The 16362-nt window shown below is 46.3% G+C and carries 18 protein-coding genes, 1 pseudogene and 1 riboswitch; of the genes and pseudogenes, 4 read left to right on the forward strand and 15 right to left on the reverse strand.

From position 1 onward, the window contains the following. The first annotated feature begins 42 nt into the window (after nt 1-42). Nucleotides 43-555: a GNAT family N-acetyltransferase gene (locus tag RHEIN_RS13200; RefSeq protein WP_008899475.1), complete on the forward strand. Its 513-nt coding sequence runs from the start codon at nt 43-45 to the stop codon at nt 553-555. Here the strand turns inward: RHEIN_RS13200 and RHEIN_RS13205 are convergent, their stop codons facing one another. From RHEIN_RS13205 to RHEIN_RS13265, 15 genes and pseudogenes are all read right to left on the reverse strand, one after another. Continuing rightward, complete coding sequence (locus RHEIN_RS13205; protein ID WP_008899476.1) at nt 556-1743, reverse strand: exo-beta-N-acetylmuramidase NamZ family protein; 1188 nt, start codon at nt 1741-1743, stop codon at nt 556-558. It lies immediately after the preceding gene. Beyond that, on the reverse strand, nt 1743-3380 hold the full coding sequence (locus tag RHEIN_RS13210; protein ID WP_237704365.1) for a sodium:solute symporter: 1638 nt from the start codon (nt 3378-3380) through the stop codon (nt 1743-1745). Before RHEIN_RS13210 ends, RHEIN_RS13205 begins: the two co-directional genes overlap by 1 nt. Before the next feature lie 567 nt (nt 3381-3947). Then, nucleotides 3948-4319: a DUF6746 family protein gene (locus tag RHEIN_RS13215; RefSeq protein ID WP_008899478.1), complete on the reverse strand. Its 372-nt coding sequence runs from the start codon at nt 4317-4319 to the stop codon at nt 3948-3950. 84 nt (nt 4320-4403) lie between these two features. Further along, nucleotides 4404-5870, reverse strand: a complete 1467-nt coding sequence (gene dacB, locus RHEIN_RS13220; protein WP_158005486.1) for a D-alanyl-D-alanine carboxypeptidase/D-alanyl-D-alanine endopeptidase — start codon at nt 5868-5870, stop codon at nt 4404-4406. Nucleotides 5871-5939: 69 nt separating this feature from the next. After that, on the reverse strand, nt 5940-6446 hold the full coding sequence (locus tag RHEIN_RS21450) for a methyl-accepting chemotaxis protein (protein ID WP_443216047.1): 507 nt from the start codon (nt 6444-6446) through the stop codon (nt 5940-5942). A 27-nt stretch (nt 6447-6473) separates the two neighbouring features. Next, nucleotides 6474-7241: pseudogene (locus RHEIN_RS21455) on the reverse strand (PAS domain-containing protein); the annotation flags it as partial. Nucleotides 7242-7410: 169 nt separating this feature from the next. Then, nucleotides 7411-7497: riboswitch (cyclic di-GMP riboswitch) on the reverse strand. 37 nt (nt 7498-7534) lie between these two features. Continuing rightward, nucleotides 7535-8308 (reverse strand): M15 family metallopeptidase, encoded by a 774-nt coding sequence (locus RHEIN_RS13230; protein ID WP_008899481.1) that lies wholly within the window; start codon nt 8306-8308, stop codon nt 7535-7537. Between the two features lie 52 nt (nt 8309-8360). Then, nucleotides 8361-9755 (reverse strand): Na+/H+ antiporter NhaC family protein, encoded by a 1395-nt coding sequence (locus RHEIN_RS13235; RefSeq protein WP_008899482.1) that lies wholly within the window; start codon nt 9753-9755, stop codon nt 8361-8363. A gap of 275 nt (nt 9756-10030) precedes the next feature. After that, nucleotides 10031-10843 (reverse strand): BON domain-containing protein, encoded by an 813-nt coding sequence (locus RHEIN_RS13240; protein WP_008899483.1) that lies wholly within the window; start codon nt 10841-10843, stop codon nt 10031-10033. Nucleotides 10844-10861: 18 nt separating this feature from the next. Next, the gene (locus tag RHEIN_RS21250; protein ID WP_008899484.1) at nt 10862-11209 is read right to left on the reverse strand and encodes a hypothetical protein; all 348 of its coding nucleotides are present in this window, start codon (nt 11207-11209) and stop codon (nt 10862-10864) included. A 122-nt stretch (nt 11210-11331) separates the two neighbouring features. Further along, the gene (locus RHEIN_RS13250; protein WP_008899485.1) at nt 11332-11643 is read right to left on the reverse strand and encodes a BON domain-containing protein; all 312 of its coding nucleotides are present in this window, start codon (nt 11641-11643) and stop codon (nt 11332-11334) included. 102 nt (nt 11644-11745) lie between these two features. After that, on the reverse strand, nt 11746-11892 hold the full coding sequence (locus RHEIN_RS20925) for a lmo0937 family membrane protein (protein ID WP_008899486.1): 147 nt from the start codon (nt 11890-11892) through the stop codon (nt 11746-11748). 154 nt (nt 11893-12046) lie between these two features. After that, entirely contained in the window at nt 12047-12460 is a 414-nt protein-coding gene (locus RHEIN_RS13255; RefSeq protein ID WP_008899487.1) for a PRC-barrel domain-containing protein, read from the reverse strand. 93 nt (nt 12461-12553) lie between these two features. Beyond that, nucleotides 12554-13285 (reverse strand): Crp/Fnr family transcriptional regulator, encoded by a 732-nt coding sequence (locus RHEIN_RS13260; RefSeq protein ID WP_008899488.1) that lies wholly within the window; start codon nt 13283-13285, stop codon nt 12554-12556. A 375-nt stretch (nt 13286-13660) separates the two neighbouring features. Beyond that, entirely contained in the window at nt 13661-14389 is a 729-nt protein-coding gene (locus RHEIN_RS13265; protein WP_008899489.1) for a Crp/Fnr family transcriptional regulator, read from the reverse strand. 319 nt (nt 14390-14708) lie between these two features. Between RHEIN_RS13265 and RHEIN_RS13270 the strand changes: the two genes are divergently transcribed. The 3 genes from RHEIN_RS13270 (at nt 14709) to RHEIN_RS21060 (ending at nt 16304) form a co-directional block, all read left to right on the forward strand. Continuing rightward, nucleotides 14709-15218 carry a DUF4142 domain-containing protein gene (locus RHEIN_RS13270; RefSeq protein ID WP_202797825.1) on the forward strand — a complete coding sequence of 170 codons (510 nt, stop codon included), beginning with the start codon at nt 14709-14711 and terminating at the stop codon, nt 15216-15218. A 105-nt stretch (nt 15219-15323) separates the two neighbouring features. Next, nucleotides 15324-15695, forward strand: coding sequence for a hypothetical protein (locus tag RHEIN_RS13275; RefSeq protein ID WP_008899491.1), 372 nt, complete (start codon nt 15324-15326; stop codon nt 15693-15695). A gap of 447 nt (nt 15696-16142) precedes the next feature. Then, nucleotides 16143-16304, forward strand: a complete 162-nt coding sequence (locus tag RHEIN_RS21060) for a hypothetical protein (RefSeq protein WP_158005487.1) — start codon at nt 16143-16145, stop codon at nt 16302-16304. Nucleotides 16305-16362 lie beyond the last annotated feature (58 nt).

Genomic DNA, 16362 nt, shown 5'->3' on the forward strand with positions numbered 1-16362 from the left:
CCCCTTTTGTTTTTTGTCTTATTGTATTTTTGAGGAGTTCTGATGAGCATTATTTCAACCCGTATAGAGGGTCTTGAACTGCGTTTAGCTACAGAAGCGGATCTGCCTGCTATTTTAAGTTTTATTCAGCAACTGGCTGAGTATGAGAAATTGTCAGATCAGGTGGTGGCGACTGAACAAAAGTTGCGTGACACCTTATTCAATGACACCCCTTATGCTGAAGTAGTGCTGGCTAATTATCAGGGCAAAGACGTGGGTTTTGCGTTGTTTTTCCATAACTACTCCACCTTTTTAGCCAAGCCTGGTATTTATCTGGAAGATTTGTTTGTCGAACCCGCTTGCCGTGGCGCTGGTGTAGGCAAAGCCTTGATCACTTATCTGGCGAAGCTGGCGGTAGAGCGTGATTGTGGCCGTCTGGAGTGGTCTGTGCTGGATTGGAATCAACCCGCTATCGACTTCTATCAGTCCTTAGGTGCTGTGATGCTGCACGACTGGCGCATTAACAGGGTGACTGGTGCTACTTTGACTCAGATGGCAGAGCTTTTCCCGGCTTGATTAATGCTGATCCGCATAAAGCAAATAAGGCTGGCGTTGTTGCCTGAACTTCATTAACTCACTCTGCCAGCTTTGGCGAATTTGGGGTTCAGTCCAGCCTTGCTCCAGTTGTTGCCTGAGCTTGTTGCTACCTGACAGCTTGTCCATAAAATCTGGCGAATTAAATAACTTCAGTTGGTGTTTAGCAAAAAGCGCCTGCGCCTGAATTAAGTAACTTAAATCAAGACCGCCAGCTTTTACTTCCCGTAAATCCAGCCCCAAAACCAGCTGGTTTTTTAATGGCGGATGAAGGGCTGCGCCAGCTTTAGGCACAGGGCTAAAGGCAAATTTTCCTAAAGGTGGATTGGTATAACCCAACACCTGAAACGGAAAGTCGGTGCCCCGGCCAATACTTAAAGGCGTTGCCTCAAAAAAACCTAAAGACGGATACAAAGCCACTGCCTGAGCATTGGGCAAATTTGGGCTGGGTCGCACTGGTAGCTTATAAGGCATATCACGTTGGTAGTTTTTGAGGGGCAGAACATAGAGCTTTAACTGTTCAGCTTTACTAATCCAGCCTTCGCCTTTGATCATCAAAGCCAGCTCGCCCAGCGTCATACCATGCAAAAGTGGGATAGGGTGTAGCCCAACAAAAGATTGATAGTTTTTTTCAAGCATTGGGCCATCAACATAAGTGCCATTGGGGTTGGGTCTGTCGAGTACCAAGAGCGGAATATTCTGCTCTGCGGCTGCTTCCATCACATAATGCAAAGTAGATAAATAGGTGTAATAACGCACGCCCACATCCTGCAGATCAAAAATCAACAGGTTGATACCTTCGAGTGCTTCTGCTGTTGGTTTTTTGTCTTTGCCATAGAGCGAAAACACAGCTAAACCAGTTTGCGGGTCTATGCTGTTTTCTACTTTGGCTCCTGCATCAAAAGTGCCACGAAAACCATGTTCAGGTGAGAAGATCTTTTTTACCTGCAGGCCTTGCTGTAATAACAATTCAACCAGATGGCTGTTGCCCACCACTGAGCTTTGATTGACCACCAAACCTATCTGTTTAGATGCCAGCTCAACAGGGGAGGAGTCAGGTCTTGCTGCCAGCTGGCTGGCCCCTGTTTGGATTTCTTTGGTTTGAGCCACGCAGCTAAAAGTAGTAGAGCTAAAAGCGATGCAGCAGACTAAAAGCAGAAATTTACGCATCAGGCGGGCACTCCGTTCAGTGTTGTTTGTGCCACAACATCACTGCTTTTTCCCAACTGACAAATCACAAAAGAGCAGGCAAAACCTATACACAGCTGCCAGCTAAAGGCCAAATCAAACTGCCAGTCGGCCGGTAAATAATAGCTTTGCAGATAAGGTTGCAGCAGCAAAGTGATGACAAAACCGGCTATTAAAGCGGCTAATACGGATGCAGGGCTGCCACGTTTGCTAAAAAGTGCGCTGGCATAGACCCCAAGTAAACCGCTATAGCTAAATACCATCACGCCTAAAGCAAAAGTCAGCAGGGGCATATCGCTTTTTTGTTGCCAGTAGAAACATAAGATCGCCATCAACGCCAGGGCTGTAGCACAAAGCAACATAGACCAGCGTGCAGCTGCAACATAATACTGTTCTGGTTTCTCTGAGCGCTGCTGCTGCCAGGGCTTGTATAGATCCTGAATAATCACAGAAGCCATAGAATTTAAACCTGATGTCAGAGTAGAGACTGCTGCAGCTATCACGCCCACTGTGACTAAACCACGCAAGCCGGCAGGCATTTCATGCAAAACGTAATACATAAAGACTGTGATATTTTCGCCGCTGAACTGACTGCTTTGCATCAGGGCGCCAGAGCCTGCCATCAGATCCGGTCTTTGATAAAAGATATGTAATAAAAAACCAATGACGATAAACAGCAGGGTCACAGGTATGACTAAAACCACAGACCAGATAATAGCTAAAGAGCCCTGACGGGCGTTTTTACAGGTTAAAGCGCGTTGGGTCATATCCTGATCCAAGCCAAAAGAGGCGATGTAAAGCAAAAACAGGCCAGTGACACTGGAATAGACTGTAAAAGCACTGGCTGAACTAAAATCCCAACTGGTGTCGATCAGAAGCAGTTTACTGGCGGCGTTTTCAGGCGGATGCTCTAACGCCTGCCAGACCGTAGCAAAATCGGCAGGAATAGACTGCCATAAATACAGCAGCACCAGAACTGCGGCGCCAACATAAACAAAACATTGAAAAGCATCGCCATAAATCACAGATTTAATGCCACCAAAAATCGAATACAACAATGCCACCAGACAAAGCAGGGCGATGGACCAAATCACATGGTGCAAAGCGATATCGGTAAATAAGATCATAGACACAGCTATAGCTGCCATATAAAGCCGGGCGCCATTGGCAAAAATACGGCCAAACAAATACATTAACCCCGCCTGTTTTTTTGCTTTGCTGCCAAAACGTAATTCAAGCAGTTCATAAACAGTGCTGACTTTGTAGCGATAAAATCGTGGAATTAAAAAGTAGCCAACAAAAAAGGCCGCCATTAAAGCACCCAGAGTGCTGGCAAGGTAGGTCAGATTACTGCGATAGCCAATATCAGGGCCACCTAAAAAAGTAGCGGCAGATTGAGCTGTAGCCAATACAGAGATGGCTGCCAGCCAGGTCGGCATGCTGTTGCTGCCAATAAAATATTCCTGACTGTTTTTTGCACCACTGCGGTTAATCCACCAGCCGGTCAGGGCCAGCAGCACAAAATACAACACAAACATCAGCCAGTCTAAAGGTGAAAAAGTAGAAGCCATTATTCCTCTGCTGGCTCTGTTGACCAGTTCATGAATTACAGCTGACATTGAAGCTTATTCAAAATCACTTGGCAAGCGCTGGATCTGCTCAGTGTCTTGCTTGATTAATAGCCATTTTTTTCAGAATGGGCGTTCTGTTTCAGCTCAGGGTCTGGCATACTACAGATGGATTTGTAATCGGTTACATTGTAAAGATGAACTTACCGGAGCATAAACTGACTCATCAGTTTTTGTTTGTCCTTGTATTCTGACAGAGCCGCTTTGGGTTGCTCTGCATGGTTTTAGTCCGGGTGCGACCGGGCTAAATATTTCGTAGCTAAAATGGATTTGAGTTACGAAAAATAGGGTGTATACCCAAGTTACTTGAAGTTTCGGCGAGGCGACAAGTCAGTGAGACCCCTGGAGCATAGTAAACCTATGTGACTGGGGCGAGATGACGTAGTCAACAAAGCAGCAACTTCAAGGACGACGGGTATATACCCGCATTCCTGATGAATGTCCTGAAGCAGCAGAATCCTGTTTTTGATAGGATTTGCGGGGCCAGTCCTGAGACTGGCCTTTTTTTCGCCTGGGCTTTAAGTCACAGGCGAAAGAGGGTTTAGTAGTCGCCAGGCGTTATTTGACCAGTGTCGTCGCATTTTTCAGATACAAAGCACCTTGTTGCTGCACTGTGTCGGTATCCATTTTTTCAGAAGCTAGATGCACTTCTTCCAACACCACTTTAAGTTGTGCGGTTTCCTGATGAATTTTTTCCAGCGCAACTTCCATGCTGTAGGTGAGCTGATGAATTTCCGCCATAGCTTCAGGCGTCAGCGGGGCTGATTGCAGCTGGGCAAAACGTTGATTGGCTTCTTTAAAGTTAGCCACAGCTTCAGCCAGAGTTTTGACTTCTTTGCCTTTAAAATGATCCGGGCGCTCAGACGCCATAGCCGTAAATGAGCTGGCGACTAACACAACACAACTGAATACCAATGCAGAACTTTTCATCAAACACTCCATTAATTACACTTAGATGAGAATAGTTATCAAGAAGATTAACATGAAGTAAAGCACTACACCAGACAGACGGACCTATTGCTGGCTATTTTTGTCGTTTTGTCTGGTGATCCATTCAATCAAATCATCCAGTACATGCCGTCCACGGCCAGCTTTGGGGTCGTTGATAAAGCTGGCTACCACCCAGGTGCGGCCACTTTGGTCCGTCACAAAACCCGCCAGCGCCACGACATTACGCAAAGTGCCGGTTTTTAATCGTGCTTTGCCTTGGGTCTGAGCCTGAGTAAAACGTCGCTTTAAAGTGCCGTCCACGCCAGCAAGGGGCATGCTTGCGATCAATTCCGGCTGATAGCTGGCCTGGTAAGCATGCTGCAGCAGGGCTGTCATCAACAGCGGGCTGATGCGTTCAGTGCGGGATAAACCAGAGCCGTTTTCTAACGTCAGGCTGCTGTGATCCAAAGCCAGACTGCTAATGAAGTCTCGTATTTGTTGCTCTGAGATTGTTGCTGTCGATTCAGCTTCAGCTGTGCCTTGTTGTGCGCCTAACACTAAATACAGCTGACGGGTGAGGGCATTGTCTGAGCTTTTATTGATATCCCGCAGCACTTCCGCCAAAGTGCGGCTTTGATGTTCGGCCAGCAGCACAGAGGCGTTTGCTGTCTTTTGCTCCACTACAGGTACTTCTTTTTGTCCAGAGATCTGTTGCCACAGTTGCTGAATGACTAAACGGCTGAAATCCACTCTGTTGATCAGTTGCAAATAATCACGTTTTTGACAGTTTTTTGGAAACTCACCTTGCAATACCAGTTGTACAGTGTCTGGCTGACGTTTAAAGGCCAGCTGTTGTGGATGCGGATACCACTGGGCGCAGGGCATATCTGTTAACTGTACCTGAGTGGTCACCAGCTCCAGGCCTTGTAGCGAAGGGTAGAATTGCCCTGAAATTTTATCCGCAGAGGACTCTAGTTTGATACCCAGCATATTACGTTGTAAAAACAAGGCATCTGGCAGCAGGTTGTAATATTCGCGTGGAGTTTCATCAAAAGGTAAGGCCGTTAGCTCAGGACGGGCCGGATTAAACCAGTTGCGGTCAATCTGAAAAGCCGGCACCTGACGTATGCCCTGATCATAAGCTTGTTGCAGCAAATACCAGAGTTCTTGCAGCGTAAAATCCATATCAGCTAAACCTTTAAGCACCAACGGTTGTTGCATGGTGTTTTGCGCTTGTTCATAAGAGCGTAACTGAGTTTTACCTCTGTAAGCCGGGCCTAATAGTTCCAATGCAGTAATACTGGTCAGCAGCTTCATAGTCGAGGCCGGTTGCATGGATTTTTCGGCCTGAAAGCTGACTTTTTCAGCCGGATTGTCCAGCGGATAAGCGACAAAGGCGAGGGCATCTGCAGGTAAGCCAGCCTGATGTAACTTGTGCTGTAAAGGCAAAAGTACATTCTCTTGGTGTATTTCTCCGCTATGACTACAGGCAAGAATAAGCAGAGAACAGCAGATGATGATCAGATGGCGACTACCTGAAAGTGCAGACAAAACTATCCCCTTCGTCAATGTGGATGAAGGGAGCACCTTACCTCAGGTGATGTTCCGGTACAAATGGCATCAGACAAAAGTTGCCAGTTCAGCGATGGCGTCTGTCATTTTGGTATTGGCTTGCTGAATGCCAGTGAACACAGTAGAGGTTTGATGACTCAGCTGACTGCCTTTTTCAGACTCAGCGCAGGCAAGCTCCATTCTGCTCAATGCATCTTGTGTCAGGCCCAGATTGGTTTTTACTACCTGCTCAATTTCGACAGTAGAGACACCAGTGCGTGAAGCCAGGCTGCGCACTTCATCCGCAACCACTGCAAAGCCACGGCCATGCTCACCAGCTCTGGCAGCTTCAATAGCGGCATTTAACGCCAGCAGATTAGTTTGATCGGCAATACTGCGAATGGTATTCACCATGGCATAAATGGCCTGAGACTGCTCGGCCAGTTGTTGCAATAGCTCAGAAGCTTGTGCCACTTCCTGTTCAATAGAAAGCGAGTTGAGAACACTTTGACTCAGCAATTCAACGCCTTGCAAAAACAGTGCACTGTTTTGCTGTGAGATTTGCTGCACTGTCATGCTGGCTTGGCTTACGGCCTGACGTTGTTTGATCAGCGCCGTAATATCGCTGGCGAATTTAATGACTTTCACTACCTTGTGGTCTTCATCAAACACAGGGTTGTAGGTGGCTTCAAGCCAAATCGAGTCTCCCTGACTGTTTTTGCGTTCAAATTGGCCTGTTTTGTAGTGGCCTTGCTTTAAATCCTGCCAGAAATCCGGATTTTCCCGATAAAAATCATCAAAACAAAACATTTGATGGTGACGACCACGGATCAGCTCCAGAGGGTAACCTACAGTAGTTAAAAAGTTTTCGTTGGCATTGAGAATTTCACCTTCAGGGGTGAATTCAATAATGGCCTGTGATTTTTGTAAGGCATCAATCACAGCTTCCTGTTCTTTCTGCTGGCGGGTTTTATCGCTGACGTCAGAAACAAACTTAACCACTTTGGTCACGACGCCTTGTTCCAGCACCGGGAAATAAGTCGCCTCCAGCCAAATTTTCTGGCCTTGTTTACCCAAACGTAAAAAGGTCAGGGACTGACTTTTGCCCGCGGCCAGTTGCTGCCAAAAATTGCTGTAGTCACGGCTTTGCGCGTAGTCTGCTTCGCAAAAAATACGGTGATGCTGGCCTGTTATTTCATCCAGGCTATAACCTACAGTATCAAGGAATGTCTGGTTGGCACTCAGTATGATACCTAATGGGGTAAATTCGATCACCGCTATATTTTGCTTAATTGAGTTCAGATAATGAGTGTAAGACTGAAGTTGCTGCTGACTTTGCATTAACTCGGTTTTTAGCCTGGTGTCGAACATTGCCCATACCTCCGTTGTAGTCTTAATCAGTTCCTGCTAGTGATCCTTAAGCAGCACGCTGCATTTTTAGAGCGCAAAGTACCTGGCTTACTGGCGAGGAGGAAAAACTACGGGCAGAGGACATACTGGGCTGAAGCAAACAGATGAATTTACAATTCTCTTGATAGAATGCTGCAACCTGGCAACCTTAGTTGATCCAACCTTAGGCCCATAGTTTTGCGTGTGCAGCTTTTCAGCTGACGTGCCACTGCTGAGTATAGCTACAGCTATTGAATTGCCCACTGGTAGCTTTACTAGTTTAACGGCTGGCTGATCTCAAAATCGAAGTAGGTGCCAGAGTATTTTTCGTTTGAAAGCGTAAAATGCCACCATTCCATGGCATAAGGGAAAAATCCCTGTTGTTGCATCAGATCTTTGAGCAATAAACGGTTGGCTTTTTGCTGCGAATTAATCGCATTGCTGTCTGAATGCGACACAGGGTCAAATAAATCATAAGTTCCGCCCATATCCAGCTGTTGCCACTGTCCTGCGGCATTTTTTCGCAGTAGGGTTAAATCCACAGTGGATGCGCGGCTATGGCCTGAATGGGCGGCTATATAATCCGGGGTTAACTGGTTTTTCTCCAGGTTTGGGTAAAACTCCGCTTTGGTGCTTTGATCTGCTGCATTGGTAAGCCACAACATAAAGTGGTTGGATGCGCGCTGAGGCTGGTAACAATCCAGCAGTTGCAGCTGATAACCCAGACGCTCTGCCTGTTGTGCTACTTTGGCCAGAGCTTGTGCTGCATTCTTTTCTAAATAGCAGCTATTGGCCTGATATCCTGGTACTGCTTTGCCGGTAAAGTTGCTATCGCCAGCATAAGCCATACTCACCTGAACTTTGCTGGTAACCGTCAGTACATCCACTATATCTGTAGGTTTAGTGGCTTCAATCCGAACAGGTTGCTGCACTTTGATTGGTTTTGCTTTTGCTTCTGCAGTTTTGGGGGCGGAACTCTGTTGCTGGACAGTGTTTGCACAAGACATCACTAAAAAACAGCTAAAGATGACTAAGGTGTTTGTTTTCATTCTCTATTCATCCAACTTTTATCCGGTTTTAGCCCAAAGAGTAATCAATGACTTATTTAATCATGAGCCACCCACTGATTAAAAAAGCGATCAGCGCTAAAGAGCCACAAAATAACGCGTAAGGCAGCTGAGTTTTTACATGTTCTAATACGTCACAGCCTGATGCGACTGAACTGACCACAGTGGTATCGGAGATAGGCGAGCAGTGATCGCCCCAGATCCCACCACTTAAAATAGCGGCCAGCAGCAGAGAAGGGGGCAAGCCCAGCATTTCCACCAGCGGCATGCCAATTGGAATTAAAATGGCAAAAGTGCCCCATGAAGTGCCTGTGGTAAAAGAAATAATGGCACCAGCGATAAAAAGTAAAGCGGGAATAAGGACCAGTGGGGTGGACTCTTTGACAAAAGAAGCGACATAAGCCCCGGTGCCGAGATCTTTCATCGCACTGCCCAAAGCCAGCGACAACAGCACTATACAGACTAAAGGCAGCAGCTCACTCATGCCTTTAAAACCAATAGTCACCAGTTGCTGATGGTTAAATTTCCGGCTGTAAGCCATCAGGCCATAAGCCACCACACAAGCTAAAGTGGTGGCGTACAAGGCTGCTTTGGCGCCTGAACCCTCAACTAAACTGCCGTTGCCTGTCCAGAGCATAAAGGCAACCATGCCCAGAACCAGAGTCAGCAAGGGGACTAACATCAGCGACATACTGCCCGGAGGGATTTCAATATCACTCTGGTTAGACACTGTATTTAAATCAATTTCAGCCTGTTTCATCGGGCCATAGACCTTGTCGGTATAGATGGTGTAGAACACCACCATCAGTGTAAAGAGGGCATAAAAATTCAGGGGAATACTGCCAATTAATACGGAGATAGCCGACTCCGGCAAGTTGTAAGTGCTTAAAAGCCCCAGTACATAAGCACCCCAGCCGTTGAGTAACACCAAAATACAAACAGGAGCGCTGGTGCTGTCGACTATATAAGCCAGACGGGCGCGGCTCATTTTAAATTTATCGTACAAACCACGTGAGACTATGCCTGCTGTTAAAGCACTCAGGTTGGATTCAATAAAAACCAGAATGCCTATGCCATAACTGATAAAGCCGGCCTGACGTTTAGTAAGGGCTACACCCTTGCGGATAAACCAGTCCACCATAGCTGACACCCCACCGGAATCCCGCATATAAGCCATCAGCGCGCCTATTAGTAAGGAAAATAACAGGATCCTGCTGTTATCGGCAGAAGAGGTGACAGAAATAATACGCTCCAGGCTTTGCACCGGACCATGCAACAAAGCGCCGAATACACTCAATTCGGGTTGTTTTAAATAAAGCAGAACTTCAGCACAAGCGACGGCCAGGATCAGCGCCAGAATCACTTCTTTGCGCCAGATGACAACGGCAATAGCCACTATGGCAGGTAATAAACTTAAACTATCAGGCACAGCAGCTTCCCATTACACAGAGTTAAGCAAATAATGGCTTTTATACTGCAGCAATTAGCTATGGCTTTCCAGTTCGGCTGAAGTCTTTATTGGGTTAGTTGGCTTATTTTTATGCGGATCTGCTGGATAAATGCGAAAGAGAAGGTTTGGCGGGGAAAAAATCAAAAAAAAATTAGCTAATACCTGGATTAGAGTACTAGCTAATTCATGCTGTCACAGGTGCTGCTTTGGGCCATATCAGCAGCTGTAACCGCAAAATCGTGACGTAAAACACGTTATTTAAAGGTTAAACTGCCAGCCTTTACGCTTTGCACACCTTTGATATTTTCAGCCAGTTGCACGGCCAGAGCTTTTTCAGAGCCACTGTCAACCAGGCCTTCAAGAGTCACCACACCTTTGGTGGTATTTACCGCAATGTCCGAACCGTCGACATTACGGGAGTACATAAAAGTGGATTTAACCTTGGTCGTGATCCAGCTGTCTGCCATTACAGTGCCGGGTTTGGATGTGTTATCCGGGTTGGCTTCTACCGTCAGTTTATTGTCCACCGACACGACGCCTCTGGTGGTCATGGCTAAATTTCCTGCCAGTTCAACTGCTTCTTTCGTTTCAGCTGTTCCGGTTAACGTCACCATGCCCTTTTGGGTGGTGATTTTGGTGCTGCCGCTGTCGACGTAGCGGCTCCACATCAGTTTAGATTTCACTGCGGCGGTAACGCTGGCATCATCGATGATTTCGGCGTAACTTGGACCACCAGTACGCTTTGGTGTCTGATAGTTTTCTTCAGTGATCATCTTGTTATCAACGTCGCTTACGCCATTGACACCTTGTGCAATTTCGGTCGCCAAATCTTTATTTACATCACTTTCTACCTTACCTGTGATGGTGGCTTTTCCATCTTCCACTGCAACACTGATATCATCGTGGCGTAAATAAGGGCTGAGCTGATAGGTGGTCAGAATTTGACTTTCCAGCCGTGCGTCAAGTACTTCCTGCCTGGCTTTGTTGTCCTGAGCCAGCACTGGAACTGATAAACTACTGAGCATCAGTACCAGTAAGGCGGAATGTTGTTTTTTTATCAGTTTCATGTGGCTCTCTCGGTTTAATTAACTGCGATTGTCGATAAACTTTTTCACTTGTTTGTCGGCTTCCGGGCCACTGATGGAATAACGTGCTTGCACCAGTTCAGATAATTTAGCCGGTTCGCCTGCTGATTTTTTCAGCTCGCTTTCGGACAGCTTGCTCCACATTTTATGTGCAGCGCCTACACGCTTTTTCCAGGCATCGTCTGTTGTTTTGTTTTGCTGTGGGCTGGCCAGGCTCTGGCTTTTTTGTGTGGTTGCAGCTGTTGAGGCTTTAGTCGTTTTTGGATCTTTGGTTGTTGTGGTCGTACTAATAGGTGTGCCGGCAATAATAGGACTGATCTTTGCTGTTTTATCTTTAGATGTAGTCATTAGTATTCTCCTTGACCTGCATGCTTCTGCGAAAGTGCAAAGCATGCAGGGGGTGACGCTTAACTAAAGTAGGAGGAATCAAAGCGCACTTCGGTGCGTTACCGCGCTAAAGTCAGAAAAGCTTATTTAATACGCATGTCATCTTTTACCGACATTACGCCAGATACGCCACGAGCCAGAGTAATAGCTCTGTCTGCATCAGTACGTGAATTAATAAAGCCACTTAGTTGCACTACGCCTTTAAAAGTTTCGACGTTAATCTCTGCCACTTTTAGGCCTTTTTCGCCCAAAAATGCCGCTTTCACTTTAGCGGTGATCACTGTGTCGTCGACATACTCGCCAGTGCCTTCAGAGGTACGGGTGGATGCACAGCTCACGCTGCCAAGGACTGTCACTGCCAGCAAGGTAGCCAGCAAAAATGGTTTAATAGTCATAAGTATTCTCCAATAAAGGTTGCCTGGTTCAGGCCCGGAAAGGGCTGGTTCACTGGGCAACCTGAGTCAATAAAACAGCAGAATAATGCCGGGGTTCTGTGGTCAGAGACGGCGTCTTTGCACTATACGCAGTACAAAAAGCACTAAGGCTACAACCAATAACAGGTGCAGTGCACCACCCAGCGAATAAGATGAAACCATGCCCAAAAGCCATAAGATCACCAGCACCGCAACAATAGTTTCTAACATGAAGTACTCCATATAGTTGGCGAAAAGCCTACTTTGAGTGAAGTGGTTTTAGCGGTCTGTGCGTTGGCGTACTTATAATGAAAAAGCCCTGAAATCAGGGTTCAGGGCTTAGCTTGTTGATACCATCAGCACTCTTTAATCAAGCGCTGTACAATCAGTTGGTTCTGTTGTAGTAACTATGGATCAGTTCACGCCAGGTATTGTCAGCCATATCCGGCCAATTATCTTTATCAAAACCAGGCGCGTTCTCTAACCTGTCTTTATCAATATCCAGTTTAAATCTTTTGTTTTCCGTATCCAGGATCAGTGCATTCCAAGGCACTGCAAATAGTTTTTCACCCATGCCTAAAAAAGAGCCGAAGGACAAGACGGCATAACTGACTTTGCCGTCCTTCATATCCAACATCAGCTCTTTGATATCACCCACTTGTTCTTCATGGTGATTGTAGACATCGTTACCTATCAGGGTTTCTGCACCCATCAGGCTTGGGCCTGGGCCCTGATTACCATGTTCAGGCAGGCTACTGGTTTTATAAATGCCATATTGGTCTTTATCGTTGTAATTCACTGAGAACTCCTTGAGGCTTTCGCCTGAGCTGCCGGCGCAGCTGCATCATACCGGACCCCGAGTCTGCCCCGTTCAGGCAACAGCTTCCGTTCGTCAACGAACAAAGCCAGTGTTTGGATAAGGTAAATCAGGTAAAAAAAGCTGCTGTTTATCCAGTAAATCGCGGTAACAGCTGCAGCAGGCTTTCTCCAGTGCGGCACGATTTAAAATATGAATTTGGCCTCTGTGATAATCGATGATTTTTTTTTGGAGCAGAGAACCTGCAGCTTCAGTTACGCTGCTGCGTCTTACTCCTAACATCGACGCCAGATACTGGTGGGTCAGGAAAAATTGATCGCCGCCAGCCCTGTCGTGGGTCATTAACAGCCAACGGGCTAAACGGGGTTCAGTTTCATGGTAATGATTGCAGCAGACTAAACGGGTCAGTTGAACGACATAAAATGCCAGATATTGTTGCAGCAGTTGCTGTAATTTAACGCAGTGCTTCAGTTCAGTGGCAAAAATTTCAGTTTCAATCTGTAAGGCGGTCCCATCGCCCTGAACCACGGCCTGCACGGGCGAAGCATGCACATCTACACAAGATAAAGCGCCGAGCATGCCTTCATTGCCAATTAAACCTACTTCTAAGCGTTGATTATGTTGCAAAGACGTCAGAATTGAAATAAAACCCGACAAAGGAAAATAAACATAACCACAGTTTTTTCCTTCTTCACATAACAGCTGACCAAATTCCATGTTGACGGTTTTACAGTGCCGCATGATCCTTTGTTGTTCCTCGTCAGACAGTTGTTGCAAAAGTTTGTTTTGCGGTTGGTCTGTATGCATCAGACGCGCCTTGTTAATGAGTACTAAACTCTATTCTGTTTGATTCGATTGCAGATTTCTGTTCGCCACAGCACTAAGCTCTTTGCTCAGAGCGCTGACGCACAGAAAGCTATTCCGGCCCTGTGTCAGGCTGAACTTTGTAAGGACTGGCGTTGATTTGTTGGGTGCAAGGAAGAATGGAATTGACTGAGTAATAGGTATCAGATGAAGAAACCGTCACTCGTACTACCTGCTTCAGGGCACGCTGTGCAGGCAGAAAAAAACAGGCTATGTTTACCCCCTGCTTTTTTGCAAAAACTTCGTTGTCGGTTAAAGCGGGTAGTGAAAAGACATCAGGCAACCACTACCGGCGAATAAAACAAACCGGCAACGAACTTATACTTTGGCGGGTTGTTTGGCCCAGGGCAATAAACGGTCTGACTCTTTACGCACTACGGCATAACATTCACAACTTAAGCTTTCAAGTTTGGGGCGATTAAGCACCTGAATGAGGCCTCTGTGGTATTCAATTACACCTAAACGCTGTAAACGACCGGCGGCATCTGTAACGCCTTCACGGCGTACGCCCAGCATATTGGCAATGAGCTCCTGCGTCATTCTCAGTTCATTACCCTCCAATCTGTCCAGCGACAATAACAACCAGCGACACAATTGCTGGTCAATAGAGTGATGGCGGTTACAAACAGCTGTTTGTGCCATTTGAGTGATAAGGGCCTGGGTGTACCTCAAAAATGTGTGCAGCAAGGCGCCATGACGATGAAACTCATCTTTTACGCGATGTGCCAGTAAACGATAAGCCTGGCCGGCGCTTTGTACTATGGCCCTGCTGGTGGTGCTGTCGCCGCCCATAAAAAGTGCAACCCCAATTAAGCCTTCTTTACCTACTACTGAAATTTCGGCAGAAGCGCCACTCTCCATCACATACAGCAAAGAGACAATGGAATTGGTGGGAAAGTAAATGTAACGCAGTGTATCTCCGGATTCATACAACACTTTGCCAAGAGGCAACTCAACAAACTCCATATGCGGATACAATCTTTCCCGAACTTCGGCAGGCAGGGCAGCCAGCAGATGATTCTGCTGTGGGCCTTTTAAATGAGGCATCCAAAACTCCATGTATAAATTTACGGTCAACATTGACCAGCATTAGCATTATCTTATTATCCTCTCTGGTCTGTACGGCGCCGTACAGAGAATTCTGTTTCCGTAAAATGAGTTTGTGATCTAAAGATTTAACTGTTTTTTCTGATGAAAAATAACAGTGACCCTATCTGTTCCGGAGTTACGGTTTTTACCATTCAATGTTCGATACCATACCGAAACCTGGGTTTTTATTCGCCAGTATGGGGTTCGCTCTGGTAACCCTGTTGTTGGTTATCTGACTGAATTCAAAATTAATCCAATGAGGTATTCAATGATGAACATGAAGAGAATTCTATCCACTGGCGCTCTGGTATGTATCTTAGGTGCGGCATCAAGCCTGGCCTTTGCTGCAGACAAAATCGATGCCGACGACTTTGTGGAAGAAGTATCTGCAAAAGGCATTGCAGAAGTACAGAGCGCAAAAATGGCGCAACAGAAATCAAGCTCTGCTGATATCAAAGCTTTCGCCACAAAAATGATTACTGATCATACAGCCGCTAATGCGGAACTTGCAGGTATTGCAAGCCGGAAAAATCTGGAGGTTTCTGATGAAGCAGAGATGACCAACAAAGCGAAAAAATTCATGTTGGAACAACGTGATGGTGAATCCTTCGATAAAGCTTATGCAAAAAACCAGGTTGCAGCACACGAGGACACTATCGAATTATTCCAGCGGGCTACGCTCTCTGATGATGCTGAGATTGCAGCTTTTGCGACTAAAACCTTACCTAAACTGCAAAACCATTTAAAAATGGCGAAAGAGTTGGCCGCAACACACGATAAAGAATAAACAGAGTCATTGCTGCCAGCAGTCAGGGCTGTTGGCAGTTAATGCCTGACCACTATAAAACTGAGCCTGTGCTGAAGCAGGTGTGAGAGTCTGTAGGGGAGTGAGATGGCTGCTGGCAACAAAGAGAAATACACCAAAGATCAAAGAAAAAAAGCAACATACCTTGAAGAAAACGAGGAAGAAAAAGCAGTTTCTTACAAAAAAACTCAGCCTGTGGCCCGCCCGCCTATGACGAAAGGATCCGGTGTGGATGAATTCGCAGCATCAGGTTCTACGGCGGCTAAAAGGGAAAAACATGCGAAGCGGAAACATTCAGCAAAAAATGCTGATAAAACGCAGCATAGCCAGGCTGAACCTGGCAGATTAGAGCAAGAGCCTATTGACGCCTTGCGTAAAAAAGCCCGAAAAAAGCATATCAGTGGCAGTTCATCTATGACTCAGCTGGAACTTATACAAGCTCTAAGCAGTTCATCCTAGCTTCACCCTGTTCTCCACCAGCCTGACGTGCTGGATTTTTGGTTACCCCAAGGTTGATTTATCTGACGGCTTCAGCGCTGGCGGCAGAGAACCCCCTTTTAAATAAATTACTCAGACCATGCCCTGAAACAACCGCAAAAATGGCCCCAGAAATAACCAAAGATATAAAGAGTACGATACCGAACAGAGATGCTCTTAAGCTTTCTTTATGGTGATTCATAACAGGGGCCGCACCAGTGTCACCTCAGCAACCTTTATGGTGATTCATAACAGGGGCTACAACAGTGTCACCTCAGCAACCTTTATGGTGATTCATAACAGGGGCCGCAACAGTGTCACCTCCGCAACCTTTATGGTGATTTATAACAGGGGCTGCAACAGTGTCACCCAGCGACCTTTATGGTGATTTATAACAGGGGCTGCAACAGTGTCACCTCAGCAACCTTTATGGTGATTCATAACAGGGGCTACAACAGTGTGACCTCAGCAACCTTTATGGTGATTTATAACAGGGGCTACAACAGTGTCACCTCAGCAACCTTTATGGTGATTTATGGCAGACGCTTCACCGGCGTCGCTTCAGCAACTATGGGTAGTCTCAACCTGTGAACCAATGAAGGACAGTTTAATGAGCAGGGCAACAGGATTGGAATCGAAACAGCTAGTG

Source organism: Rheinheimera sp. A13L, from assembly GCF_000217935.1.
Classification (GTDB): domain Bacteria; phylum Pseudomonadota; class Gammaproteobacteria; order Enterobacterales; family Alteromonadaceae; genus Pararheinheimera.

Coding starts and splice junctions, on each gene's coding strand:
- RHEIN_RS13200 (WP_008899475.1), top strand. CDS start 43: ATGAGCATTATTTCAACCCGTATAGAGGGTCTTGAACTGCGTTTAGCT.
- RHEIN_RS13205 (WP_008899476.1), bottom strand. CDS start 1,743: ATGCGTAAATTTCTGCTTTTAGTCTGCTGCATCGCTTTTAGCTCTACT.
- RHEIN_RS13210 (WP_237704365.1), bottom strand. CDS start 3,380: ATGTCAGCTGTAATTCATGAACTGGTCAACAGAGCCAGCAGAGGAATA.
- RHEIN_RS13215 (WP_008899478.1), bottom strand. CDS start 4,319: ATGAAAAGTTCTGCATTGGTATTCAGTTGTGTTGTGTTAGTCGCCAGC.
- RHEIN_RS21450 (WP_443216047.1), bottom strand. CDS start 6,446: ATGACAGTGCAGCAAATCTCACAGCAAAACAGTGCACTGTTTTTGCAA.
- RHEIN_RS13230 (WP_008899481.1), bottom strand. CDS start 8,308: ATGAAAACAAACACCTTAGTCATCTTTAGCTGTTTTTTAGTGATGTCT.
- RHEIN_RS13240 (WP_008899483.1), bottom strand. CDS start 10,843: ATGAAACTGATAAAAAAACAACATTCCGCCTTACTGGTACTGATGCTC.
- RHEIN_RS21250 (WP_008899484.1), bottom strand. CDS start 11,209: ATGACTACATCTAAAGATAAAACAGCAAAGATCAGTCCTATTATTGCC.
- RHEIN_RS13250 (WP_008899485.1), bottom strand. CDS start 11,643: ATGACTATTAAACCATTTTTGCTGGCTACCTTGCTGGCAGTGACAGTC.
- RHEIN_RS20925 (WP_008899486.1), bottom strand. CDS start 11,892: ATGTTAGAAACTATTGTTGCGGTGCTGGTGATCTTATGGCTTTTGGGC.
- RHEIN_RS13260 (WP_008899488.1), bottom strand. CDS start 13,285: ATGCATACAGACCAACCGCAAAACAAACTTTTGCAACAACTGTCTGAC.
- RHEIN_RS13265 (WP_008899489.1), bottom strand. CDS start 14,389: ATGCCTCATTTAAAAGGCCCACAGCAGAATCATCTGCTGGCTGCCCTG.
- RHEIN_RS13270 (WP_202797825.1), top strand. CDS start 14,709: ATGAAGAGAATTCTATCCACTGGCGCTCTGGTATGTATCTTAGGTGCG.
- RHEIN_RS13275 (WP_008899491.1), top strand. CDS start 15,324: ATGGCTGCTGGCAACAAAGAGAAATACACCAAAGATCAAAGAAAAAAA.
- RHEIN_RS21060 (WP_158005487.1), top strand. CDS start 16,143: ATGGTGATTCATAACAGGGGCTACAACAGTGTGACCTCAGCAACCTTT.